This is a genomic window from candidate division WOR-3 bacterium, assembly GCA_039801365.1.
GTDB lineage: Bacteria > Hydrothermota > Tepidihabitantia > Tepidihabitantales > Tepidihabitantaceae > JBDRUN01.
The window spans coordinates 1-24,034 of the sequence record JBDRUN010000004.1 but is presented as its reverse complement, the minus strand read 5'-3'; the positions used below and the strand labels follow the sequence as shown (position 1 = coordinate 24,034).

At 58.8% G+C, this 24,034-nt stretch carries 27 protein-coding genes; 18 read left to right on the top strand and 9 right to left on the bottom strand.

Annotated features, from left to right (window positions below):
• Positions 1–418 precede the first annotated feature (418 nt).
• From ABIL25_01345 to ABIL25_01330, 4 genes are all read left to right on the top strand, one after another.
• Positions 419–1,177 carry a FlgD immunoglobulin-like domain containing protein gene (locus ABIL25_01345; protein ID MEO0080921.1) on the top strand — a complete coding sequence of 253 codons (759 nt, stop codon included), beginning with the start codon at positions 419–421 and terminating at the stop codon, positions 1,175–1,177.
• A gap of 272 nt (positions 1,178–1,449) precedes the next feature.
• A complete protein-coding gene (locus tag ABIL25_01340; GenBank protein ID MEO0080920.1) occupies positions 1,450–1,587 on the top strand; it encodes a hypothetical protein in 138 nt (45 codons plus the stop codon).
• A gap of 114 nt (positions 1,588–1,701) precedes the next feature.
• Positions 1,702–1,962: a DUF4258 domain-containing protein gene (locus ABIL25_01335; protein MEO0080919.1), complete on the top strand. Its 261-nt coding sequence runs from the start codon at positions 1,702–1,704 to the stop codon at positions 1,960–1,962.
• An 8-nt stretch (positions 1,963–1,970) separates the two neighbouring features.
• Complete coding sequence (locus tag ABIL25_01330; protein ID MEO0080918.1) at positions 1,971–2,192, top strand: DUF2283 domain-containing protein; 222 nt, start codon at positions 1,971–1,973, stop codon at positions 2,190–2,192.
• A 181-nt stretch (positions 2,193–2,373) separates the two neighbouring features.
• On the opposite strand, the gene ABIL25_01325 is transcribed toward ABIL25_01330, so the two are convergent.
• Together ABIL25_01325 and ABIL25_01320 are read right to left on the bottom strand one after the other, a co-directional pair.
• Positions 2,374–3,387 (bottom strand): helix-turn-helix transcriptional regulator, encoded by a 1,014-nt coding sequence (locus ABIL25_01325; GenBank protein MEO0080917.1) that lies wholly within the window; start codon positions 3,385–3,387, stop codon positions 2,374–2,376.
• A gap of 476 nt (positions 3,388–3,863) precedes the next feature.
• Complete coding sequence (locus tag ABIL25_01320) at positions 3,864–4,874, bottom strand: dipeptidase (GenBank protein MEO0080916.1); 1,011 nt, start codon at positions 4,872–4,874, stop codon at positions 3,864–3,866.
• 108 nt (positions 4,875–4,982) lie between these two features.
• Here ABIL25_01320 and ABIL25_01315 point away from each other — a divergent pair, with 108 nt between their 5' ends.
• From ABIL25_01315 to ABIL25_01300, 4 genes are all read left to right on the top strand, one after another.
• Positions 4,983–6,389 carry a hypothetical protein gene (locus tag ABIL25_01315; protein ID MEO0080915.1) on the top strand — a complete coding sequence of 469 codons (1,407 nt, stop codon included), beginning with the start codon at positions 4,983–4,985 and terminating at the stop codon, positions 6,387–6,389.
• Positions 6,390–6,636: 247 nt separating this feature from the next.
• Positions 6,637–6,879 carry a ribbon-helix-helix domain-containing protein gene (locus ABIL25_01310; GenBank protein ID MEO0080914.1) on the top strand — a complete coding sequence of 81 codons (243 nt, stop codon included), beginning with the start codon at positions 6,637–6,639 and terminating at the stop codon, positions 6,877–6,879.
• A complete protein-coding gene (locus tag ABIL25_01305) occupies positions 6,864–7,202 on the top strand; it encodes a type II toxin-antitoxin system PemK/MazF family toxin (protein ID MEO0080913.1) in 339 nt (112 codons plus the stop codon). Before ABIL25_01310 ends, ABIL25_01305 begins: the two co-directional genes overlap by 16 nt.
• A 17-nt stretch (positions 7,203–7,219) precedes the next feature.
• A complete protein-coding gene (locus ABIL25_01300) occupies positions 7,220–8,110 on the top strand; it encodes a hypothetical protein (GenBank protein MEO0080912.1) in 891 nt (296 codons plus the stop codon).
• A gap of 75 nt (positions 8,111–8,185) precedes the next feature.
• Here ABIL25_01300 and ABIL25_01295 read toward each other — a convergent pair whose 3' ends face one another.
• Entirely contained in the window at positions 8,186–9,868 is a 1,683-nt protein-coding gene (locus tag ABIL25_01295; protein ID MEO0080911.1) for a PQQ-binding-like beta-propeller repeat protein, read from the bottom strand.
• Positions 9,869–10,093: 225 nt separating this feature from the next.
• On the opposite strand from ABIL25_01295, the gene ABIL25_01290 reads away from it, so the two are divergent.
• Entirely contained in the window at positions 10,094–11,563 is a 1,470-nt protein-coding gene (locus ABIL25_01290; protein MEO0080910.1) for an IS1182 family transposase, read from the top strand.
• 162 nt (positions 11,564–11,725) lie between these two features.
• Here the strand turns inward: ABIL25_01290 and hcp are convergent, their stop codons facing one another.
• The 3 genes from hcp to ABIL25_01275 are packed head-to-tail and all read right to left on the bottom strand — an operon-like array spanning position 11,726 to position 14,665.
• The gene (gene hcp, locus ABIL25_01285) at positions 11,726–13,372 is read right to left on the bottom strand and encodes a hydroxylamine reductase (GenBank protein MEO0080909.1); all 1,647 of its coding nucleotides are present in this window, start codon (positions 13,370–13,372) and stop codon (positions 11,726–11,728) included.
• 2 nt (positions 13,373–13,374) lie between these two features.
• Positions 13,375–14,223: a 4Fe-4S binding protein gene (locus tag ABIL25_01280; protein ID MEO0080908.1), complete on the bottom strand. Its 849-nt coding sequence runs from the start codon at positions 14,221–14,223 to the stop codon at positions 13,375–13,377.
• Entirely contained in the window at positions 14,207–14,665 is a 459-nt protein-coding gene (locus ABIL25_01275) for an Rrf2 family transcriptional regulator (GenBank protein MEO0080907.1), read from the bottom strand. Before ABIL25_01275 ends, ABIL25_01280 begins: the two co-directional genes overlap by 17 nt.
• Positions 14,666–14,806: 141 nt before the next feature.
• On the opposite strand from ABIL25_01275, the gene ABIL25_01270 reads away from it, so the two are divergent.
• The 8 genes from ABIL25_01270 to ABIL25_01235 all read left to right on the top strand — a co-directional run bounded on the left by ABIL25_01270 (position 14,807) and on the right by ABIL25_01235 (position 22,794).
• Positions 14,807–15,490: a response regulator transcription factor gene (locus ABIL25_01270; protein MEO0080906.1), complete on the top strand. Its 684-nt coding sequence runs from the start codon at positions 14,807–14,809 to the stop codon at positions 15,488–15,490.
• Between the two features lie 135 nt (positions 15,491–15,625).
• Positions 15,626–16,798: a hypothetical protein gene (locus tag ABIL25_01265; GenBank protein MEO0080905.1), complete on the top strand. Its 1,173-nt coding sequence runs from the start codon at positions 15,626–15,628 to the stop codon at positions 16,796–16,798.
• Between the two features lie 10 nt (positions 16,799–16,808).
• A complete protein-coding gene (locus tag ABIL25_01260) occupies positions 16,809–17,669 on the top strand; it encodes a PstS family phosphate ABC transporter substrate-binding protein (GenBank protein ID MEO0080904.1) in 861 nt (286 codons plus the stop codon).
• Between the two features lie 62 nt (positions 17,670–17,731).
• Positions 17,732–18,619: a phosphate ABC transporter permease subunit PstC gene (pstC, locus tag ABIL25_01255; GenBank protein MEO0080903.1), complete on the top strand. Its 888-nt coding sequence runs from the start codon at positions 17,732–17,734 to the stop codon at positions 18,617–18,619.
• On the top strand, positions 18,616–19,524 hold the full coding sequence (gene pstA, locus ABIL25_01250) for a phosphate ABC transporter permease PstA (GenBank protein MEO0080902.1): 909 nt from the start codon (positions 18,616–18,618) through the stop codon (positions 19,522–19,524). Before pstC ends, pstA begins: the two co-directional genes overlap by 4 nt.
• A 56-nt stretch (positions 19,525–19,580) precedes the next feature.
• Positions 19,581–20,357, top strand: coding sequence for a phosphate ABC transporter ATP-binding protein PstB (pstB, locus tag ABIL25_01245; protein MEO0080901.1), 777 nt, complete (start codon positions 19,581–19,583; stop codon positions 20,355–20,357).
• 35 nt (positions 20,358–20,392) lie between these two features.
• A complete protein-coding gene (gene phoU / locus ABIL25_01240) occupies positions 20,393–21,067 on the top strand; it encodes a phosphate signaling complex protein PhoU (protein MEO0080900.1) in 675 nt (224 codons plus the stop codon).
• A complete protein-coding gene (locus ABIL25_01235) occupies positions 21,064–22,794 on the top strand; it encodes an ATP-binding protein (GenBank protein MEO0080899.1) in 1,731 nt (576 codons plus the stop codon). The genes phoU and ABIL25_01235 overlap by 4 nt, the downstream gene beginning before the upstream one ends.
• A gap of 87 nt (positions 22,795–22,881) precedes the next feature.
• Here ABIL25_01235 and ABIL25_01230 read toward each other — a convergent pair whose 3' ends face one another.
• The 3 genes from ABIL25_01230 to ABIL25_01220 all read right to left on the bottom strand — a co-directional run bounded on the left by ABIL25_01230 (position 22,882) and on the right by ABIL25_01220 (position 23,813).
• Complete coding sequence (locus ABIL25_01230) at positions 22,882–23,112, bottom strand: hypothetical protein (GenBank protein ID MEO0080898.1); 231 nt, start codon at positions 23,110–23,112, stop codon at positions 22,882–22,884.
• A 12-nt stretch (positions 23,113–23,124) separates the two neighbouring features.
• Entirely contained in the window at positions 23,125–23,412 is a 288-nt protein-coding gene (locus tag ABIL25_01225) for a hypothetical protein (GenBank protein MEO0080897.1), read from the bottom strand.
• A gap of 65 nt (positions 23,413–23,477) precedes the next feature.
• Positions 23,478–23,813 (bottom strand): hypothetical protein, encoded by a 336-nt coding sequence (locus tag ABIL25_01220; protein ID MEO0080896.1) that lies wholly within the window; start codon positions 23,811–23,813, stop codon positions 23,478–23,480.
• A 36-nt stretch (positions 23,814–23,849) separates the two neighbouring features.
• Between ABIL25_01220 and ABIL25_01215 the strand changes: the two genes are divergently transcribed.
• A partial coding sequence (locus tag ABIL25_01215) for a hypothetical protein (GenBank protein MEO0080895.1) occupies positions 23,850–24,034 on the top strand: 185 nt, incomplete at its 3' end.

Genomic DNA, 24,034 nt, shown 5'->3' with positions numbered 1-24,034 from the left:
CGCAGCTTCTTGCCCGCGGTGTTTCCCAGCCGGGTTGAGTTCCGCATTGGTGATTCTCCTGATAAGCCGGCGCTGGCGTAGTCTTGGCAGCAGCACGTACCCCCCCAGAAAGACAGAGCCGGCCACAATGGCGTAAGTTGTGCCGCTACAGTCAATTATGCAGCACTTGACCCCCTATCTGCTATCATTCCGCGTTTTCTGACTTGAGCAGCCAAGTGTAGTCGGGTGCAACGCCCGGACTGAGAGAAAGAACCCCATCTCGACAACGCCCGATGCATGCGTCGGGCGCAAGAAGGATTCGCCGGTTGAGCCGCGGGCGTATGCAGCGGTTACTGACTGGCAACGGCGGCACCGAGCCGAACTCGAAAGATGCGCATCCGAGGTGCGCGGATGCGCCAAGCAAATGATCGGAGGTCGTATGAGGACTGCGGGGTTTGTCGTGTTGGCTGTTGCGGCTCTCTTGGCGTCACCGGCCAGCGCTCAGCAGTACATAGATGCCGTCTTCTTCGTCGAGACATCAGATCCCGGGTGGCAGGCCACGGGTATTCAGGTCGAGCAGGGTGACAGGATATACCTCTTCGGCTTCGCGGCCGCGACCTGGTGGGAACCGAACGTCTTCACCATCTTTGGGGAAGGGCAGCCTAGTCCGCAGGGAGGTCTCCTTCCGGCAGGGTCGCTCGGTGGATACGGAATAGTCGGTAAGGTGGGTGACAATGAGCCATTCGGCGTCGGCCGGCTCTACGGGATGGAATCTTCACCTTGGGCCGGCGAACTTTATCTCGGTGTGAACGACGGCTCTCACAGTGACAACCACGGGCAGTGTTTGGTTGGGATACTCATTCTCCGGGGTGCCTGGGAACGACTACCAGGTGTCGGCGAGTCGAATCAGTCTCCCTTTGCTGCTAACCTACGCCTAAGGGGTGCACCAAGCCCCACCTGCCGGAGTCTGAATATCGCCTACGAACTTCCACGGGACGGTACGGCAAAGTTAATCGTGTATGATAAGTCAGGACGACTCGCTCGGGAGCTGCTGAACGAGCATACGTCAGCGGGCGGGTACAGTGTCACTTGGAATGGGCTTCGTCCGGACGGCACTCCTGTCGAGCCCGGGACCTATTTCTACACACTTGATCTCGATGGTGCTACCGTCACCAAGCAGACCATCATCGTGAAGTAACCAGGGTGTGTTCACGGCCGAGATAGGCGGGGCGCGGGGAGCCCCGCGCCTCGCACTCTCCGGCGCTGGCCGGTTGACTTGAGCCGGGTCTGGAATAAGCTACCAAGCAAGAGCCACAAAGCGCGGGACGCCAAAGGAGGCAGCGATGTTCGTTATGAGTAGCACATCGACCGGAGCCGGACCGACTCGTGACGGCAGGCTGATGCCTCTGCTGGGCGGGATGAGGGACACTTCCCGTATTTCGGAGTGATGTCAAGGCGGAATGAGGCTCTATGCCCGGCGTCTTGCGCCGGGAATTCCTTCGGGAGTCCAAAGTCCGGGCCGGGGATTCCGGGGTAGCCCCGGAATCCGGGCGTTTCACGCAGGAAAGACAGCAGTTGCCCGAGGTCAGTCAGGACGGCGTACGGTAAGCAGTAGACAGCATGTGATGGTGGGGGGGAGCGTTGAGTGCTGAACAGGGCCAGCCGGGGGATGGACTACGACCGGCATTGGACAGGAACGGGGCCGGGAGCTAGAATCAGGGTATGAAGCTCATCAGGTTCTCACGCCACGCCCGGGAGAACATGGTCTTCTGCGGGGCTTCTGAGTCGGAAGTCATTGAAGCTATTCGGGAAGGTCCTTGGCAACCGGTTGAGCGCGGCCGGCGAGACTACCGCAAGGAGTTCGCGTTCGGCCGCGAGTGGAACGGCCGATGGTACGCAAGAAAGCAGGTGCGTCCGGTGCTTGTCGAGGAATCGGATGCTATTGTAGTGGTCACGGTTTACGTGTATTATCTACAGGATTAGAGGAAAGCATGCGAATATCATACGACTCTGAAGTTGACGCGCTGTATATCAGGTTCATCGAGACCACGGTGACGACCAAGCACGTTGCCGAGGGCATTGCGGTGGACTACACCGAAGACGGCCGGATTGCCGGCATTGAAGTGCTGGACGCGCGCCGCCGCTTCGGTGACGAGCAGATACTCCGGCGCGTCATTCTCGAAGACCTCGCCGCACCGGTCCCGACAGGCTAGCCGACCGGACAGGCTGAAGGCACCGCCCGCGTTCCGGGCAACCAGAGATGACCGTCTGTCACAGATGATATCCAGGCAGCGAAGGGTATCACTGCCGGCGGCCGGGCGGTCATTGTCGGCTGTATCTGCCTTTCCATATCCTGTCTTGGCGGCTGAGTTCTGTGTCGGTTCTTTGCCCGCTTCAGCGCCGGCCCGGGCGGGAGGTACGCACGGGCGCGTCCCAGTCAAAGGGACGGGCAGGAATGTTCACCTTGTACTTCTCATACAGGTCGTACACCATCTCGGCCATCTTGCGCACGCCGTCCTTGTCGTTCACCTGGGCAATCCGGGCTTCGGTGCGGGCCTTGCGTTCTTCTGAGTCTAGTGCGGTCTCTTCGGCAATCTGGAAGAAGTCAGGCACGATGGCAAGGTATGGACCAGGCGGGTTGCAGCCCTGCTGTTTCAAAGGTTCTCTGATTTCTTCCTTGATGCGCTCTGTTGTATAGTAGCGCATCTGACGCCAGTGCTTGAGCTTCACGGATAGTTCTTCTTCCAGCCGCTTGTCTGCCTTCTTGATTCTGGGCAGTTTTGCCCGGCCCTCGGCAATCGAGACCGCGTCAACTGTCGTGTCGCAGTCCAGGTCGCCGGATTCGGCCAGGTTGTTCAGGCACACCTGCACCGCGGCTTCAAGGTCATCTGCCACTTTTTCGCTGATGCCGGAGGAGATAAGTGCCTTCTTCTCCGCCTCGATGCCGCGGCGGGCCTGCTCCATCAGTCGGAATATCCTGCGGCCGGACTCGATGAGTTTCTTGCGTTCGACGAACTTCTTCGGCATTCCTTCACTCTTCACGACTGAGTAGAGCCAGTCCTCAAGCGCTCTTTGCCGGCCAAGCGGTGCGGCCTTTTTCCTGATGAGCGCAATCCGCTGTTCCAGTGTCTTCGGCCTGGGCTTGCGTTTGGGTCTCTCTGCACCGGGCCGGTCGAGCAGGTCAGCCACGTCTCTGAATGAAGCGCCACAGGCAGCGAGAAAGTCGGCAATAAGACCAAGGGTTGGAAACTTCGGTTTACCAAGTTCGAGCCGGCTGACTAGATTGGAGCTGTGCCGGCCCATGCGGAAAGCGACTTCGGCCTGTTTCAGCCCTGCACGTTCACGCAGCTCCCTGAGCCTCTTGCCTAGCTCTGAGCTGAATCGGAATGCCTGCGCAGGCACCCTCATGACTAGCTTGATTCTACAATATTGGTGAATGCCTTCAAGCCGGACAGTGAACGAGGCCGGAAGTGGTTCTGTAAGCTAACTATATGTGCAAGATACTACTTACCATGCTGTTATGGTCTCTGGAATTCAAGGGTAGGGGTCATTCCCCCCGCCGCCTACCTTGCCATAATCCCCGCAACTGAACAGGTCGCTAGCAGAGCGGTTTCTTCTGCTAGCTGCTGCTCTGCTTACCTGCCGACTCTGCTGGGCACTGTGCCTGATGCCTGCCCGGATACGGAGCGAGCAAGAATGACAGGCACACGGTCAGGCACAGGTTCTGGTGCTGGCCAGGACGCACCGCAAGTCGCGGGGAAGGATACCATCCAGGTCACAACTCCAATGACTTCGACCGGCAATTGTCGGACGACCCTGGCTGCAACTCCAACCAGAATTGGTAGAACCGCCCCTCTCCTGGCTTGGTGCCTGGCTGGCCAAACTTAATGCTTCCTGGCCTCAACCTCACGCCACACACGGAGGAAGTTCTCGCCAAGAATCTTGCGGATGTCCGGCTCCGGGAAGCCGCGCGAGCGCAAGCCTGCGGCAAGGGCCGGCATTCGACTAGCGTCTTCCAGTCCTACCGGGCCTTGCCCGAAGCCGTCGAAGTCTGAGCCGAGCGCGACAGAATCTACTCCTGCGACTTCAACTGCGTGCTGGATATGGTTGAGCACATCCGCAAGTGAAGTCGGCTCTGGTTCAGGCCGTAGAAAAGCAGGCAGGAATACAATGCCAATAAGCCCTCTTGCCTGCGCCAATGCCTTGAGCTGGTCATTAGTCAGATTGCGGCGATGGTCGCACAGTGCCCGACAGGCAGAATGAGAGCAGATGACCGGTGCGGTTGATGTTTCCAGCGCGTCAAAGAACGTACTTGGAGCAGAGTGGGATAGGTCAACGATGATGCCCAGCCGGTTCATGAGTGCGACCGCCCTGACACCAAGCTGGGTCAGGCCGCGGCCGGTGTCTTCCATACAAGAATCTGCGAACTCGTTGGCATTGTTCCAGGTCAGGGTGATGATGCGAACCCCGCGCTTCTGGAATACTTCGATGTTATCAAGACAGCCCTCCAGCGCATGGCCGCCTTCGATGCCGAGGATACCCGCGATGCGGCCAGACTCGACCAGCGCTATCATCTCGTCTGGAGTGCGAGCAGGGCCGATCTCCTTTGGCACAGTGCGGCAGATGTCTTCGAACGCGTCCATCGCCTTGTGCACGAACGGCGCGCGTTCGCTGGGTTTGAATGTCTCCGGGTTGGTCCAGACGGCGAATACCTGCGCAGTGATGCCGCCTTCTTTCATGCGCGGAATGTCGAGATGGCCGATGTTGGTCCGCTGGGTGATGTCCTTTGCGCCTTTGGCGTGCTCATATATGGCGTCGCAGTGAAGGTCAACCGTAAGGAAGCGTCTGGCTTGCAGGTCGTAGCTTGCAGTTGAGGGGCACTCCGACTTCGGCATCGAACGGATAGTAGCGGTCGGGCGTCACTGGTCAAGGTTGACTCGCGGCAATCCGTATTGACAGATGTCTGTCTGTGGTCTACCATTGTTTACCCGAAAGGAGGTGCTATGGATTGCCTGAAGGTCGCAGTCGCGGTGCTTGCTGCGGCTGGCGCAGCAAGCGGGCAGTGGTTCTTTGGCTGCATTTGCTCAACCGACGTTTCATACGCCACCGCGTACAACAACAGCCACAAACTGGCCGCGTTTGAGTTTTCCGGAATGCCGGGCGAGACGCTGACGCTCGTATTCCAGTCGAGAGATGGTGTGTGGTCCTGCCTTGGAGTATGCAATATCAACCGGTTCGAGTGGACCAGGCCGGTGATGATGTATCCGGGTCAAAATCCGGGAATTGACAAAGGACCGGATGGCGACCGGCACCTGGTCTGGGAGTTTCCAGACACGAGTTCCGGAAAGCGGCAAGTCTATTACCGCAATTTCGAGTATCGGATGGCACCCCTCGATGTGAGCCAATCCCGGGCCGACGCACTACACCCGGATGTGTGGGGAGATTCAGCCGGAATCGCACATGTCGTGTGGGAAGATTATCGGTTTGGCAAACCGGCAATCTACTACCGGGAATGTAACGAGAATGGCACGCAAAGCGATACCTTTCGGGTTTCGACAACCACGACCGGATGCTGTTTCTTTCCCTCGATTGAGTACTTCTCGCAGGGCAACGAGATGGTGGTAGTCTGGCAGCAGGTTGATTCTGCAAGCCACGTGCCCTACTCAATCCGACGCCGCAGTAGGGTCGGCGGCGTGTGGGGCAGCGAGGTGGTGCTGGCGACACACGCGTGGCCATTGCGCCACCCGTCGCTTGACCGCGGCTCACCGGGCGAAAGCTTTGCCTGTGCGTGGGAAGACAGCTCGTCCGGGAACATGGAGGCACACTTTGAAGGCGGGAACGGCGGCGGATATCCGACCGCAGCCCGTTCAACGCGGCCGGTGCTAGCGCACGTCGGCAGTACCTGGTCATACCTGTTCTGGAATGAAAATGAACATCTTGGCGGCGGTGCCGACATCGCATGTCACCTCTATTACTTCATGACCGGGTGGCGCAGCGGCACCTTGCGTGGCCTGTTGCCGATCACCGAGGACGTGCGGCATCCGAACTGTCTTGGCGCAACGGTTGTGTGGACCCAGGGAAGCACGGCGCCGTACAAGGTGATGTATAGTCACTTCGGATATCCAGTCGGCGTAGCCGAACGAGAAGAGCAGGAAGCGGACGGCGGGCTGCGCTGCGAGCCAAATCCGTTCAGGGGAAGAATCGCCATCAGTTTGCCGCTAACAGCCAACAGCCAGGAAGGAATCAGAATCTACGACACCTCAGGTCGGTGCGTGCGGACCCTGACGGTCAGCGGTGAACGGTCAGCGGTCAGCGTCTGGGATGGTGCCGATGCCCTCGGCCGTCCTTCGCCTCCCGGAGTCTACCTAGTCCGCTGCGGCTCCGAAGTGGCGCAGGTAGTGAAGTACTAGGAACAAGCCCGGCAGCATCGCGTTCAGCCGTGGCATCCTCAGATTGTTGAGCCTCGCGCAGACTTCCTCGTGTCTTTGGCGGGACTGCTGTTGTCAACTCATGTGCCCGCGAGTCTACTCAGTATACTTGGCAAAGTTGTTCAATATGGCGGGCAAGCCGCGCGCGACCGGTCCTTGGGGTCGGCTTATGCCTCCATTTGACACGGAGCTTCTGGTATGATAGATTGTAATACCGGAGGTTGCCAGTATGAGTACCGCGAAAGTGGCCGTCACGATGGATAGAGACCTGCTCGAACGTCTGGACCGGCTGGTGAGGAATCGGAGGTTTCCCAACCGCAGTCGCGCTGTTCAGGAGGCGGTGAGCGAGAAACTGGCGCGCCTGGAGCGCAGCCGCCTCGCTGTCGAGTGCGCCAAGCTCGACCGGGCGTCGGAGCAGGCCATGGCCGAGGAAGGTATGTCGGCCGAGGCGGCGGAATGGCCCAAATACTGAGGGGCGACATCGTCTGGGCCGATTTGAACCCGACCCGTGGCCGGGAGCAGGAGGGACAAGGACCAGTGCTGGTGCTGAGCCAGGATGTGTTCAACGAGCGCTCGGGCACCGTGATTGCCGCGGCCTTGACCAGTCAACCGCCCTCAGCCGGGTTTCCCCTTACCCTTGAACTCAGCGACCCCAAGCTGCCGAAGAGGTCCTGGGTGAAGATCAGCCAGGTTCGGACGCTGTCAGTCGAACGCCTGGGCCGCAAACTTGGCCGGGCCTCGGCAGAAGAACTGAATCAGGTCGTAGAAGGACTGAACGAGATAATCGGAGACTAGCAGGTCGGGGCTATTCCGTGCTCTGCACTGACCCGGCAGAAGAGCAGCGAGTTCGGAAGGCACTTCTTGAGTTGCCGGCAGACTCGGCGCTAGTTGAGGTGTGGGGGAAGTGGTTTCAGGAAGTCGAAGACCCCTCCCTGACACAGGCCGAGAATTATGTTGAGCCGGGTCAGTTTCGCTGGCTCGTGAACCGGTTCTCCCTCTTGGAAGACTTCAGCGACTACCTCGCCGCGCTGCGTGAGTACGCCCGCCGTCACGGGCAGACCAATGGCTGGAGTCGGTTGCGGCGTCGTCTGGCCACAGAATGGCGCGGTGGCTCTGCTGGTGCCTACAGGACTGTTGTTTCAGCTATCTTCGAAGCATCCATCCTGGGTTTCAGCGTACGGCACTGGGGAGAAGGCGTATCACTGTGGCCAGAAGTGAACAAGCGCGCCCGAGCGGATCTCATGGTAGAGAGTGAGGACCTGACCTTCTGCGGTGAGGCGGCGTGTACGTGGAAGGAATTGGACAGTCACGTCCAGACGCGGGCTCTGCGTCCCGAGCAAGAGCTACTGGACCGGGAAGCGACCCGTCTGTTGAGGGAAGTGAAGAAAAAATGCCGGCAACTCGCCGAGGGTGTGACAGGCGTAGTCTTTCTTCACGAGTTCTACCTGACGTATCCGGGTTTCTATCCCGGTGGCAAGTACCGTCGCGCGGCCGTGGCCGCTAGAGTGCAGTCGAAGTTCAACTCCGAACCGACCCTTGCGGACGTCGTACTGCTACTCTTTAGGAACTGGCGCTTGGACTCAGTGGTGCACGCCGACCTGCATCAAGATTGTGGAGAAGTTGTGCGAAGGCTGGCTGGTGTGCTGAACGATGCATTCGGGCTCCGCTGGTTTGCCGCACCGCAACGCCGTGAAGAGTTGTGAAGGGGTAGCTCCAAGACCAGCAGGAGTGGTGCTGCGCCTCTCAATCATTGGTCTTCTTGGCTGAGCCGGCTGTTACTATCTCCCGCCTCCGACGCGGCCGGTGTTCTTGTTGTCATGATGGAACTTGGGCCACGCGGAGTTCGCAAGTGGGCTGTCGCCTTGGATGGCGTAGAGGCAGCCATCGTCTGACCCAACGTAGACCGCGCCGTCGCCCGCAATGGCGGGGGAGGAGTATACTCCAGCGCGTGTTGCGTGGCGCCACCTGAGTGTACCATCCGGATTGGTGGCGTACAGGTAGCCATCCGCTGACCCTACATACACCGTGCCGTCAGCTGCAACCGCTGGGGACGAGGTGACAATATGGTCGGTCTCGTGCCGCCACTTAGGGGTACCGTCCGGGTTGATCGCGTGTAGGCAGTGATCCCAAGACCCCACGTAAACAGTGCCGTCCTCTGCGACTGCAGGAGAAGATTGAACCGCGCTGCCAGTCTCGTAACGCCACTTGAGTGTACCGTTCGGGTTCAGTGCATTGAGGTAGCGGTTGGACCCTACGTAGATGGTACCGTCTGCGGCGACCACAGGGGAGGTCTGGACATTGGGTTCGACCGCGTACCGCCACTTGATGGTGCCGTCCGGGTCGATGGCATAGGTGTATCCGGGCTGTGAAGTCCCCAAGTACACCGTGCCGTCAGATGCGACTGCCGGAGAGGAGACTGAGTTGTAGCCGATTTCGTCCCGCCACTTCAGGCTGCCGCTCGGGCTGATGGCGTAGAGGTTGTCGAGTGACCCAACATAGACGGTGCCGTCGGCCGCGATGGCGGGCGAGGTCCAGATATCGTCGCCGGTCTGGTAGCGCCACCTGACCGAACCGTCGGGGTTGATGGCGTAGAGATAGTTGTCGAGTGACCCAACATAGACGGTGCCGTCGGCCGCGATGGCGGGCGAGGAGTTGACCTGGCCGCCGGTCTGATAGCGCCACTTGAGCGTGCCCGATGGATTGACGGCGTACAGATAGGTGTCGTTCGACCCGACATAGACCGTGCCGTCATCCGCGACCGCGGGCGAGGACCATATCTGTCCGCCGGTCCGATACCGCCACTTGGGCCGCCACACGGCCATGGAGCAGACCACAGACCAGTCAGAGACCGCAGCATCCTCGTCCTGAGCCTGAACCGCGACCTGGAAAGTGCCGGTGTCGTTCCAGACGTGGTACGTCCCCGCTCCGCTCCCGCTGGCGACGAGTTCGGTCCACGCTGATGTATCGCCGTCACCCCAGTCGAACCGATAGCTTACACCGTCACCATCTGGATCAGTGGCTATGGTCGTGAAGGTACAGAGGCTGTCTTTGCGCGTGGAGTCGGGGCCGGTTGGTGTTCCAGGTGTGTTGGGCGCGGAGGTCGCGATGATGGTGACTTGGAGAGCCATGGACCATCCGGACAACAGGCCCGGCTGATCCTGGGCCTGTGCCTTCACTTGGTAGATACCTTGGTCAGACCACGTGTGCCACAGCGCTGCTGTCTCACCGCTCGCAACCCAGTTGCTCCAGTCAGAAGCCGCATTGTCGTCCCACTGGAAGCGGAAGCGGATGCTGTCGTTGTCTGGGTCGGTGGTTGTGGCGAGGAACTCGTAAGAGGTGTTGCGCCCGCCGTTGGAGATGCCCATCGGCGCGGCCGGGGTGTTGGGCTTGTTGCCAACTGGCGGCTTCTTGCAGACGAGAGTCAGAATGTCAGTACGACAAGCGCAAGCGAGGTTGTCCATCTAGGTGCCATTCAGCTACCTCCTGCTCTGGAGAATACTCAGTCGCGGAGAGCGGTCAAGTTGAAACGGGCCGCGGGGAGAACCGCGGCCCGCTGGCGACTTGGTCCGGACTTGGGACACGGAGCTTGTCCAAAAACCTGGGTGCGGGTTGGCGCGTCTAATATAGTGGATTGACCGTCTTCCCTCCGACAATCGGCCGGTCCGACGAAAGGAGCGGTATCGTCTATGCCAGTACGCCCCTATGACCAGCGCAAGATGTTTCTGTTGCCACCCTGCCTGGATGAGTGGGTGCGGGCCGACCATCCGGCCCGCGTCATCTCAGACATCATTGACCACCTGGACGTGTCCGAGTTTCGGACGGTGCATCACGAAGGCCGGCCCTGTTTTGCTCCCCGGATGATGCTGAAAGTGCTTCTGTGGGGCTACGCCAACGGTGTGCGGGCGAGCCGGAAGCTGGCGGAGCGGCTGGGTGCAGACGTGGTGTTCATGTGGCTGGCCGGTATGGAACAGCCGGACTTTCGAACCATCTGCCTGTTCCGGCGTAACAACCCGGCCGCGTTGAAGCGGCTGTTTGCCCAGGTCCTGGGCATTGCCCGGGACCTGGGGCTGTGCCAGTTGGGGCTGGTGGCTCTGGATGGTACGAAGGTACGTGCCAGCGCCGGCATCGACAGCTTCAAGCGGCCGGCCGAGTGGCAGAAAGAGCTGACCCGGCTGGAAGAAGAGATCCAGCGGATGCTGGACGAAGCCGAGGAAGCGGACCGGGCGGACGATGCGGCCTACGGTGAAGAGCGCCGGGGCGACGAGTTGCCCGCCGAGCTGGAACAGAAGCAGGCGCGAGTGGAGAAGATCAAGGAGATACTGGCCGAGGCCGACCGCCGCGGGGATAAGAAGGCTCTTATGAGCAGCACGGACATTGATGCGGGCTACATGCACGGTCCGGCCGGGTCATTGCCGGCATACAACGCGCAGGTGGCGGTGAATGAACATCAGATGATTGTCTATGCGGAAGTGACGATCGAGCCGGTTGACGTCAACCAGGTCGCGCCAGCATTAGCGGGAATCGAAGAAGCCACGGGTCGGAAGCCGGAGCGGCTCCTGGCTGATGCCGGATACCGGAGCGGCCCCAATCTCAAGCTTCTGGAAGAAGGGCGGGTGGAGGGGTACATCCCGGAGACCGAGGAGAAGCATATTGGGCGAATGGCGAGAAGAGATTCGGAGCTATACGGTCGGGAGGAATTCCGCTATGACCGAGAGCGTGACTGCTACGAGTGCCCGGCGGGACAGACGATGACGCGGACATCTGAGCGCCACAGCAAGACCAAGTACAGCGAGCAGACGAGACGAGTCTACCGAGCGCCGCGTGGTGTGTGTCTTGCGTGTCCGCGCAAGGTGCAGTGCACCCCGAGTAACAATCTCTTGGGCCGGTCGATCAGTCGGGACGACTACGAGGAAGAGCGGGCGAGAATGCGGCAGAAGCTTGGGACGGAAGAAGGCAAGAAGGTCTACGGTCGCAGAAAATGCCTGGTAGAGCCGGCAATCGGACAGCTCAAGATAATAGGGGGATTCCGGCAGTTTCTACTTCGCGGCCAGCGGGGGGCCGGGCTGGAGTGGAAGTGGATGACTACTGCACTGAACCTGCTGAAGATGAGCTGGAAAGTTCTGAAGGGCGAGGCCAAGTTGGCCTGGGCGACTTAGCCCAAGACAGAAGTCGCCGGCCGCGACCCGAATACGTGCCTTGCGGGGCGGAACACGCTATCCCGAGCCATGGCGGAAAGGTTTCTAGACAAGCTCCACGATCCCAATTTCCCGGACGAAATTGGGGCATGTCCCCGGCCGGGTCATGTCCCGCGTCGAAGACTAGCCCAGAATCGCCTTCAAGTCGGCGTCGGGAGTCGTGATGGGCGTGATGTTGAACTTGTCAACAAGCACTTTGAGCATGTTGGGCGTGACGAATGCGGGCAGGCTCGGGCCCAGCCGGATGTTCTTGATACCGAGGGAGAGCAGGGTCAGGAGCACCGCGACCGCTTTCTGCTCGTACCAGGAGATGATAAGCGAGAGCGGCAGACCGTTGACGTCGGTGTTGAACGCCTGGGCCAAGGCCGCGGCAATCTGGATGGCCGAGTAGGCGTCATTGCATTGGCCTACGTCCAGAAGGCGCGGGATGCCGCCAATGTCGCCGAACTCAAGCCGGTTGAACTTGAACTTGCCGCAGGCAAGGGTGAGAATCAGGCAATCCTTTGGCACTTTCTGGGCGAATTCGGTATAGTAGTTGCGCTCCGGCTTTGAGCCGTCGCAACCGCCAATGAGGAAGAAGCGCTTTATCTTGCCCGCCTTGACCAGTTCGATGACCTTGTCCGCGAGAGACATCACCGCGTTGTGGCCGAATCCGACCGTAATGTACTTCTCTTCGCCGTCTGCGTCAAAACCCGGTGCGGCAAGCGCGGCATTGATAACCGGCGTGAAGTCTTTATCCGGGCCGATGTGAGGAACGCCCGGCCAGGCGACCAGCCCGGTGGTGAAGATGCGTTCAAAGTAGCTTTTCTGTGGTCGCTGGATGCAGTTGGTAGTCATGACGATGGCGCCCGGAAAGTTCGGGAATTCCTTCTGCTGGTTCTGCCAGGCAGTACCGAAGTGGCCGGCAAGATGTTTGTACTTCTTCAAACCCGGATAACCATGGCAGGGCAGCATCTCGCCATGGGTGTAGACGTTGATGCCTTTGTCTTCGGTCTGCTTCAGGATAAGTTCCAAATCACGCAGGTCGTGACCGGACACAAGGATTGCCTTGCCTTTACGCGGGGTGATACGCACCTTGGTCGGCTCCGGATGACCATAGGTGCCGGTGTTGGCTGCATCGAGCAGTTCCATAGCCTTGAGATTGACTTCGCCGGCCTTGAGTGCAGCGGCAACAAGCTCCTCGGCGGTGAAGGTGTCGTGCGAGATAAGGTCAAGCAGGCGGAAGATGTCTGCATAGTGCTCGTTCGATTCCCGGCCCAGGATGGCGGCGTGGTCAGTATACGCGGCAATCCCTTTGAGACCGAAGAGGATAAGGTCAAGTAGGCCGGCGATGTCGTGGCCGAACCGTTCGTGGCGCTTGAGGATACCCTTGTCACGTCCTTGTTCCACCAGACCCGGAATATCCGCGGCCGGAGTCCAGGCAGCCGGCCCGGACAGATTCTCTACCTGCTTGCCCGCTTTCCTTGCTGCGTCCTCATACAGCTTCTTCGCCTTGTCTTTCACCTGCGCGGCACGCTTGAGCAGACCGTGCAGTCGCTCCGGGTCAAAGTCCACATTGGTGATGGTCGAGAACAGCGCCTCAACTGTGAATCGGTTCACTTCCGGGTCGAACGCTCCCATTTCAGCTGCCCGATGTGCATACATTGCTATGCCCTTGGTGGCGTATACCAGCAGGTCCTGCAGGACTGCTGTCCTTTCGTCCTTGCCGCAGACACCCTGTACGGTGCAACCGGTACCTTTGGCGGTCTGTTCACACTGATAGCAGAACATGCTCACGATTTTACTCCTTGGGTTTGTTTCACTGTCTTGCCATCTATGTCTATCGTAACTTCGGCGAACGGAATGACCTCGCCCGAATCTTCTATTGCCTGCTGTACCAGTTGCACAAGACCATAGCAGCAGGGTACGGTCATATGCGCCACGGTTACAGACTTCGGCTTTGCAGTCCGGAACAGCTCGGTCAGTTTCTCTACATAGAATTGTGCATCGTCCAGTTTAGGGCAGGCAATGAGAAGAATCCGGTTTCTGACAAGTTCCTCGTGGAAGTTGGGGTGCGAAGAGCCCACACAGTCGGCCGAAATCAGAAGGTCCGCACCTTTGAGATAAGGAGCTGAAACCGGTACCAGCATCAGTTGGATCGGCCAGTTGCGCAGATGCGACAGAGGCCGAGGGATTGAGTGGTCAGTTGTGCGAGCGACTGCGACAGAAGGTGAAAGTTCACGGACCGCAGAGCCGGGGCAGCCGCAGGCAAGTGTTTTCTTCTCACCCGGAATGGGGATGTTGTGTTGCCTTAGATAGGCGACCGCCTGGTTATGGTAGTCAATAGCACCATGGTCTTTCAGATGTGCCAGGTGTGCGGCGATAGTGTTGGGCCCGGCCTTGACGATGTTGGCCATCACTCTGGCTTCGTCGTACGGCTCGGCTTCACGTTCAATCACCGTCATTGCGCCTTCCGGACAGTGACCGACACACGCGCCCAGTCCGTCACAGAACAGGTCTGAGACAAGCCGCGCCTTGCCGTCAATCACCTGCAATGCGCCTTCCGGACAATTGGGTATGCACTGACCGCACCCGGTACACTTCTCTTCGTCTATTTTGATTATCTTACGCTTTCTTCCCATGCTTTGCTCTCCCGGTTAGGTTAATTTCCGACAGTCTTGTTTTTCTCAGCTTCGCGGCCGCGTTGCGGTTTACCTGACTGAAGTATTTTCCGAGCGGACAGCGGCTGCCGTTGCATATCGGTATACCGAAGATGCATGTTCCGGCTCCAAGTGGGCCTTCAATTGCCTCGTAGATTTCTGCCAGCGTTACGCCGGCACCAGGTCTGGTCAGGCGGTAGCCGCCGCAGGGGCCGCGCGTGCCAGTGACCAGCCCGGCCCGTTCGAGCATTGCCATCACCTTGGCCAGATGGGCAGCAGATACCTGAAGATTGTCAGCAATTTCCCGCGTCCGCACGGCCCGGTCTCCAGAGCCGGCCAGGACTGCCATCGCATGCAGCGCCAGATTGGCCGCTTCGGAAACATGGAAAAGGCGCGCGCGGTCTCTAATAACCATATTTCTCATTTTGGAACTATAATACTGAAAACGGCCGAATCTGTCAAGCTGTCGTCTGCCGTTCTGTACAATACCGGGACGGCAGCACACAAATTCACAGTTTCTTGACTTGACTGGCAGGCCGGACAGGGGTAGCCTCTGGCCGGCGCGATGCCGAAGCTGATTGCGGTTGTTGACGACGAGCCAGATATTCTGGAGCTTGTCGGTCTGCACTTGCGCAAAGCCGGGTTCCGGGTCGAGGGGTTTGCCGATGCAGGTCATTTCTACCGGTTCCTGTCAACCAAGGTTCCAAATCTTGTGATTCTTGACCTGATGCTGCCGGATGCGGACGGCATGGATGTGTGCCGGTACATGAAAAGCGAGGCCCGGCTGGCCGGGGTGCCGATTATCATGCTGACCGCGCGGGTCGAGGAGACCGACCGGGTGCTGGGGCTTGAGTCCGGTGCGGACGACTACGTAACCAAGCCTTTCAGCCCACGGGAGCTGGTAGCGCGGGTAAGGACAGTACTGCGCCGGCTTGAGCACCGGCCGTCCGGCACCGGTGCAATTGCGGTTGGTCGCTTTCTGATTGACCCGAACCGGTTCTCGGTGCTGGTGGACAACAAGCCGGTAGAACTGACCGCGACCGAGTTCCGCATCCTCGAAGTCCTGGCTCGTCAGCCAGGCCGGGTGTTCTCCCGAGACCAGTTGATTGAAGGTGTGTGGGGCTATGATAAGCCTGTGATAGACCGGGTGATAGACACCCACATCCGCAACCTGCGCGAGAAGCTCGGCACCGCAGGCGACGCTATCCGCACGGTACGTGGTGTCGGGTACCGGTTCACGGCTGACTGAGTATCCGGAAATTGCCGCCCGATACAGGTGGATCGTGTTCCAAGCCACCGGACTGCCATTCACAGAAAATTGACATTCACTCTATCAGGTATTCAAGACCGGCTGGATACTTGGGCCATGACGAAAAGGAGTCATATGAGAAAAGCGCTCGTGTTCGCAGCCCTTGCTCTGTTCGCAGCCCAAGGCTTGGCCCTGGAGCCGAAGCAGGCCGAACTGGAGCACAACGGCTGGTTTCGGTACACGAACCAGTCAACCTCGTTCGGCATCACGAACCCGGACGTGAGCCGGTTCGCGTTGGAACGGGGATACATCCGGCTGTCCTACCAGTGGTCCAGCCAGTTCTTCACCAAGTTCACGCTGGACTTCTTCTCCTCGGACAAGTATGCCGAGGGTTCCACCGTGCGGCTGAAGGAGGGCTACGCTGACCTGGCTCTGCCCCTCAAAGACTTCAACCTCACCGCGGGTCTGCAGAAGCACTACTTCGGTCTTATCTATTCCTGGGACTACACGCACCCGGACAAGTCCCTGGCCGACATCCAGGGAATCGCGGCCAGTGCGGACTATGGCCTGACCGTGAATGGCTTCCTCCCGGGCGGCCTGGGCGAGCTGCAGCTCGGGTTGTACAACGGCGAGGGATACAAGTATGCGGGCAAGTACGTGAATAAGAGCCCGGAGTTGCTGGCCAACCTGCGCCTGACACCTTTTGCCGGCGTAATGGCCGGTGTCTCAGTCTTCCGTAATGCGGAGGACCACGTTGCTTACAAGAACGATGTGGCTGCGGGTAAGCTGAGTACGGACCGCAAGAAGTGGCTTCTGCCGGATACGGTGAACAAAGGTCGGATGGGCCTTGCTCCGGTCGTGAAGTTCGCCTTCGGGCCTGTGTCTCTGACCGGCGAGTATATCATCTACAACTACACCCGTGAGTTTGGGTACTACACTGCGGACTCGACAACCGGCAAGATTGTTGACTCAACACGCCTAGTAAGTGAGAAAAGGTATGCCCAGTCCGGTTTGGACCTGATACCTCTCGTCTCTCTTGCCAAGCGCAAGTTTGACGTGTACGCCCGCATCACCACTTGGGAGCGTAAGGAAGACGGAACCCGCAACGACGCCAAGAGTTCGCTTTCGTACGGCGGCGGCTTCAATTATCACTTCATCCGCCGCGAGAAAGGCAAGCCGGGCCTTGCCTTGCAAGTGGCCTGGACCCGCAATCAGACCAAGGCAGAAGGTGCGAAACCAACCGATACTTTCATTGCCCAGTTCCGGTTCGAGTGGGCCCAGATTGTCCCTGAGTTCATAGCCCAGTAAGGAGGAATTGATGAAAAGAACCATAGCTTTTGCAGTCCTGGCCGGGCTGGCCGCAACTCTCTTCGCGGCCGAGGTCCTGGTCAAGGGTTCAGACACAATGCTCAACCTGACCCAGCGCCTGGCCGAGGCGTTTTCCGCAGTTCAGCCCGACATTTCGGTCTCAATCACCGGTGGCGGCTCCGGCGTGGGCATCAACGCCATCACCAACGGTGAGTGCGACATTGCCAATGCGTCGCGGGAAATCAAGTCCAAGGAAATCTCAACCGCGCGCGCCAACGGCGTGAACCCGGTAGGCATCGTCATTGCGATTGACGGCCTCTCGGTCATCGTCAGCGAGAAGAACTCGGTGGAGAAACTCACACCGGAGCAGATTGGCGCCATCTACCGCGGCGAAATCAAGAACTGGAACCAGGTGGGCGGGCCGAACAAGAAGATAAGCCTGTACGGACGCCAGCCCAGTTCCGGCACGTTCGTCTTCTTCCGCGACGCAGTGGTCAAGGGCGAGTATTCGGTGGCGATGCGGCAGATGAACGGTAACGCCCAGATTATCGAAGCCCTGAAGACGGATGAGGGCGGTATCGGCTACGTCGGGGTAGGGTATTTGCGTGAAGCCACCGGCGTGAAAGCCGTGGCGGTGAGGAACGCCAAAGGTGAGTATGTGTCACCGCTCGATGAGAAGAAGGTCGAAGCCGGGCTATATCCGCTTACCCGACCGCTCTATCAGTACACTTCAGGCAAGCCCAAGGGGAACGCCCGCAAGTTCATCGAATTCGAACTCAGCCCCAAAGGTCAGGAAATCGTGAAGCAGGAAGGCTTTTTCCCGGTCACGAGCGACTATCAGGAACATAACAAGGCAGCGCTTGGTAAGTAGGACCCTTCTTTGTGCGTCCCGGCCAGGTTTGACGCCTGGCCGGGACGCGGCATAATCGGACCGTGAAACTGCGCAAGGTCGCCGACAAGCTGGTTCAGATAGTATTCCTTGTCAACGCTGTCCTGGCCGCGCTTGTTCTGTTCGGTATTCTTGCGTACCTTCTGCTCTTCGGTGTACGCACCTTTGCCGGCACTTCGCTTGGCGGCTTTCTGTTCGGCACGCGCTGGAATCCGGATGCCTACGGCGAGCCGTCCTACGGGCTGGTGCCGCTACTGGCTGGCAGCTTCTTCACCACTGTCCTTGCACTTGTCATATCCATTCCATTGGGGATCGCCGGTGCAGTATTCATCGCCGAGCGGCTGAAGGGCAAGGCCCGCACTCTGGTCAAGACCGTAGTTGAACTGTTTGCCGGTTTCCCCTCCGTAGTGATTGGCTTCTTCGGCCTGGTAGTAGTCGGCCCATTCATTGCGCGTCTGTTCAACGTGCCTTCGGGCCTGAATCTCCTCAACGCCGGGGTGCTGCTTGCCTTCATGGCTCTGCCCACGATCATTTCGGTTTCGGATGACGCCCTGCGCGTTGTGCCCCAGTCCTACCGTGAGGCAGCCTACGCGCTCGGCGCCACGCCTTGGACGACCGCTACGCGCGTCACGCTTCCTGCGGCCAAATCCGGCATCCTGGCCGCGGTAATGCTTGGATTCGGCCGGGCGATCGGTGAAACGATGGCAGTTCTGATGGTTGCGGGCAATGCACCAGTGATTCCCAGATCACTATTTGACCCGGTGCGCACCATCACCGCCACGATTGCGGTGGAGCTGGGCGAGACGCCGTTTCACACCACCCACTTCTATGCGCTGTTTGCGCTTGGACTTGTTCTTTTCCTCATCGCCCTGGGCACAAACCTTATTGCCGAGTCACTGATTCGAAGAGAAAAGCGGAGCTTCACGCTATGAGGACAGATGAACGCGGACGCCAACACCTGTCGGTTGCCGGTGCGATACCAAGAAGGCGATTCACCAGCAACATCGGGTTCGTCTTTCTTGCCATTCCGCTCTTCGTCTTTATAGCCTTCATACTCCTGCTCGTGTTCTACCTGGTGCGCAACGGCGCGCCGGTTCTGAGTTGGAAATTTCTTTCCCATGCCCCAAACGCGGGTATGACCGAAGGCGGAATCCTTCCCTGCATCGTCGGCACAGCCCTCGTAACCCTCATCTCGCTTGTGTTCTCGGTACCGGTCGGTGTCTGTTCCGGCATCTACCTTGCCGAGTATGCTCCCAACAACCTTCTCACCAAGATGATTCGCAGCTCTGTCCGCAGTCTGGCCGGTGTGCCATCTATCGTTTACGGGCTTTTTGGGGTAGCGCTGTTCGTAAACGCAATGCGTCTTGGAATGTCAGTTCTCGCCTCGGGCCTTACCCTGGGGCTGGTAAACCTGCCCTGGATAATCGCCACCTGCGAGGAAGCGGTTACCGCCATCCCCGGTTCGTTCCGCGAAGGGGCACTGGCACTGGGTTCGACAAAGTGGGAGGCAATAAGACGCAACGTTCTGCCCTATGCGTTCCCGGGTATTCTCACTGGCGTCCTGCTGGCGGTGGCCAGAACCGTCGGTGAGACCGCGCCGATTCTCTTCACGGGCGTGACCTACTATACGAAGCAACTTCCGACCGCGCTGTCGCACAAATTCATGGCCCTGCCCTACCATTTGTTTGCACTTGCAACCCAGCACGACCAGATTGCCAAGGTGCGTCCCATCGCTTTCGGCACTGCTCTCGTTCTCTTGATATTTGTACTTGGTTTCGATGCCGTCGCGTTCATAATCAGGCTAAGAATAAGCCGTACCAATACGTGGCAGGTCTGACAAATGCACTACGCTCCACGCACTACGCCATCCGCACCGGCAAGGAGGAATGACTGATGACAGCGGCGAATGATCGAGCACAAGTCCGCATAGCAGTCGAAAACCTCAATCTGTGGTTCGGCACAAATCACGTGCTGAAGGACGTAACCTTTCGTATTCCTACCAACGCCGTAACCGCCATAATGGGGCCATCCGGATGTGGCAAGTCCACGCTCCTGCGCTGCATAAACCGGATGAACGACCTGATTCTATCAACCCGCATTACCGGCCGCATCATGATTGACGGCGAGGACATCTACTCGGCCGGCACCGATGTGATTGACCTGCGTCGGCGGATAGGAATGGTGTTCCAGAAGCCCAACCCGTTCCCCAAGTCCATATTCGAGAACATCGCATTCGGACTGCGCATCCACCGCCTCGGCGGACCGTCTGAGATACGTCGGCAGGTGGAGCAGGCGCTCATCCAGGCCAACCTGTGGGATGAGGTCAAAGACCGACTCCAGGACAACGCCTTCAGTCTTTCCGGTGGCCAGCAGCAGCGGCTGTGTCTAGCCCGGGCGCTCGCGGTCGGGCCCGAGATAGTGCTTCTGGACGAGCCGGCCTCGGCTCTTGATCCTGCCTCGACAGCCAAACTGGAGCAACTGATCGTGGAGCTCAAGCGCAACTACACGATTGTCATCGTGACCCACAATATGCAGCAGGCGGCCCGGGTCTCAGACTACTGTGCCTTTCTGATGCTCGGCGAACTGGTCGAATGGGGCAGGACCGAGCAGGTATTCACCAGTCCCAAGGACAAACGTACCGAGGATTTCCTGACCGGTAAGTTCGGATGAGGCGTCTTTTTCTGGTATCATTGCAGGAGGTGTGAATGACGGTCCTTGAAGGTAAGTTGAACGAACTCAAAGAACGGGTATTTGAGATGGCCTCCCTGGTTGAAGAAATGCTCGCTTCGGGCATCCGTGGGCTGGTAAAGCGTGAACCCGCGCTCTGTCATAAAGTAATCAACGAACTGGAGCCGCGTGTCAACCGCCTGGAGGTAGAGAATGAAGATGCCGCAATCGGGCTTATTGCTCTTTACCAGCCCGAAGCGTCAAACCTGCGCACGATTATCTCCTGCATAAAACTGGCCGGCGACCTGGAACGGATTGGTGACCATGCGGTGAACATTTGCGAAGCCGCGCTGTATCTTGTTGACCGGCCCGAAGTCAAACCACTCATTGACCTTCCTAAGATGGCCGACCAGACCGTGGCGATGCTACACGACAGCCTGGATGCCTTTGTGCACGCCCGGCCGGAACAGGCGCGCGATGTGTGCCGCCGCGACTCCTCAGTTGATGAACTGAAGAGTCTCATAACTAAGGAGCTGGTGGAGTACATGAAACGCGACCCGGAAACAGTCGAGCGAGCCCTGCGACTGATAATGATAACCCTGAACCTTGAGCGGGTGGCGGACTTGGCGACCAATATCTCAGAAGAAGCCATCTACATTGCTCAGGGTGAGAACATCAAGCACTGCCAGAGCGAGGCAACGGAAAAAGAGTGAAATCGTTCTTCATCCGCGTCTTCGGCGGCCACCTGCTTGTTCTGATTGTCACCCTGGCCGCGGTGCTGATGCTCAGTCTGACCACGGTACGCCGCAACCATATGGCAACTCTGGAACAGGGGCTTCGTCGCGAGGCAACAATCCTCGCCGAAGTGGTCCGACCGATACTCAAGCAGGGCCGGACCGCGGAATCTGACTCAGTACTAGAGCAGTTATCCCTCGCCGCCGGCACGCGCATCACCGTGATTGACTCGCTCGGTCGGGTACTCGCGGACACCGAAGCCGACCCGGATTCAATGGAAAACCACCGCGAACGGCCGGAAATAATCGCGGCACGAGCATCAGGTCAGGGTTCTTCACTGCGAGTCAGTCGCACCACCGGCCGCGAGATGCTCTACTACGCTCTGGCCGTGAAGGAAGCCGGGGTTGTAACGGGTTATATCAGGGCCAGCACTGACATCGGGCCGGTGAACGCTGCCCTCCACAGTCTTACAGTTCGCATCCTCGTCGCCGCCTTGGCAATCCTTCTTTTCGCGATCGCTGCGGCCCTGCTGTACTCTTCAGAGCTTTCCCGGCCGGTGTCAACGCTCGTGCGGGCTTTTCGCCGGCTGGGGTCCGGCGAGTTCGGCGTCAGAGCCGACCCGGGTGCAGCCGATGAACTCGGCGAACTCAGCCGCACCTTCAACGAAACCGCGGCCCGGCTCGAAGTGATGTCCCGTATCCTGAACAACCAGCGGGAAACGCTTGACCGTATCATCAACTCCATTCAGGAAGGCATCGTGGTATTGGACGCAACCGGACAAGTGAAACTGGCCAACGCCAGCTTCATCCGGATTGCCGGAGACCGCGATGTTGTCGGCCGGTATCACTGGGAAATAACCCGCGAGTTCCGCCTGGGCGAATTCCTGCGTTCGGTCGGTGTGGGGCACGAACCGCACACAAACGAAGTGGAAGTATCAGGCCGTACCTATGTCTGCAACGCATCCTTCATTCGGCCAACTCAGGAGACAGTCGTCACCCTGCACGACATCACGGAGCTCAAGGCTGCAACCCGGATGAAGCGCGACCTTGCGGCCGCGGCTTCGCACGAACTCCGTACGCCTCTGACCGCGATTCAGGGATACCTGGAAACGCTAGAAGGGTCGGTCTCAGAAGAAGGCAAGCGGTATCTGGAAATCGTGCGCCGGCACACGGAAAGACTCGTGCGGCTTGTGGCCGATCTCGCGCAACTATCCGAGCTGGAAGAGCCGGAGTTCAAGCTGGAGCTCGAGACAGTGGACTTGAGCGAACTGGCCCGCGAGGAAACAGAAATGTTCCGGCCGCGCTATGCAGCCAAGGGCCTGAAGCTGATTCTGCTTGCTGCTGAACCAGTGCTGGTCGAGGCGGACCGATTTCGGCTTCAGCAGGTAATCTCCAACCTTCTGGACAATGCACTCCGCTACACCGAAGAAGGACATGTAGAACTGCGAGTGGAGCGAGAGAAAGACTATGCGGTACTTCGGGTCGAAGACACCGGTGTCGGCATCGCGTCTGAGCACCTGCCGCGCATCTTCGAACGATTCTACGTCGTGGACCGGGCCCGCTCGCGCAAGACCGGCGGCACCGGCCTGGGCCTTGCCATTGTCCGGCACATCGTGGAACTGCATCAGGGCAGAATTGAGGTAGAAAGCACCCCAGGCAAAGGCACTGCCTTCACAATCCGCTTATCCGCACACCCCTCGGCCTGACCGCGGTCATACCTGCTGCCCAGCTCTGCAAAGAGCGAGTGAACCGTGATTATGCCAAAGCACCTCGGTCTTCAGTCCCGAATCGGGTCACAAGTCTCTCTGGTATTCCCAGATGCGCCAGTCTAGTTCGTACGCCTTCAACTTCATATCTCTGGCGACTTGCCTGACCAACGCGACTGTGTCCTCGGGCGAGAGCTTACGTCCTATCGTTCGCGCCACGAACCGCAATACGTGCACGTCCGGCTTCACGGACTCTACGCCCAAACGCATGACTAGCCACTGGTAGACCGCATAGCCTAGACCCTTGATTCTTCCCATGAAATCTTTCTCTTAGCAGCTCTTGTGCGCCCATTCCCGCAGTGACGGTAAATCCGTCACACGACTTTTCTCTAGTAACTCGACCAGTCTCCTGAGCTGCCACATGCGCTTGCTGTATCTGTATCCCCATAGCTCAACGGCGGCAGCACGATTGCCCTTCTTGTCGTCAGGATAGCGACCGAAGAACTGCTTTAGGTCCTCCATGGAGCGAATGCGACGTTTCCAGCCCTTGGTCTCGAGGTGCTCAGTAATGTTCTCAAGAATGGTGCCGTTCAGCTGGTAGTCTAGGACTGTAGTCATCAGGCCAGTGATGAAGTCTCTCTCAAGGTAGATACCCTTTGCAGGTCGGAGCTTGCGGCATTCCTTCAGCAGCTTATTTCACGTGCATTCCAGGTCTCAGGATGAGCACCCTCTGCTACTTCAGAAGACGGAACGACGTCCACCGGTGTCACCCTTGGCCGCAACCACGACTTCAGTACTCTAGAGCTTTTTATCACTGCCTCGCCAATCTCCTTGGCCAGCTGGTCTCTTGGTTTGTCCTTGGTTGCATTCACCCCCTCAGGTGGCCTATCGTAGCTAGCTGGCCTCTTGATACCGTGGGGGTGACGGTAGACCCGAATCCAAGGGAAAGTCCCGGGTCTGCCGGGCTTACCTGCGGGCGTGATGTTTATGCGCAACACATCGCCGGTGAGTCTTCTCATCAGCCCTCCTTTGTGCTCAACGGATACTTCGTGGGCATGATATCTATCTCAATTCCGTCACGGCCGGGCGGGGCATTCGCGCTCGACCGGGGTCATTCTTCACGCCTAGTTTCTACTCCAATTCCGCCGCGGGTCAAGCAGAGAAAGGATTCCAGGGGTCGAGAGTCGGAGTGTAAGAAGAGGAAGGAAGCGGTCGAAGCAGACATCTGTCGACGACTGGC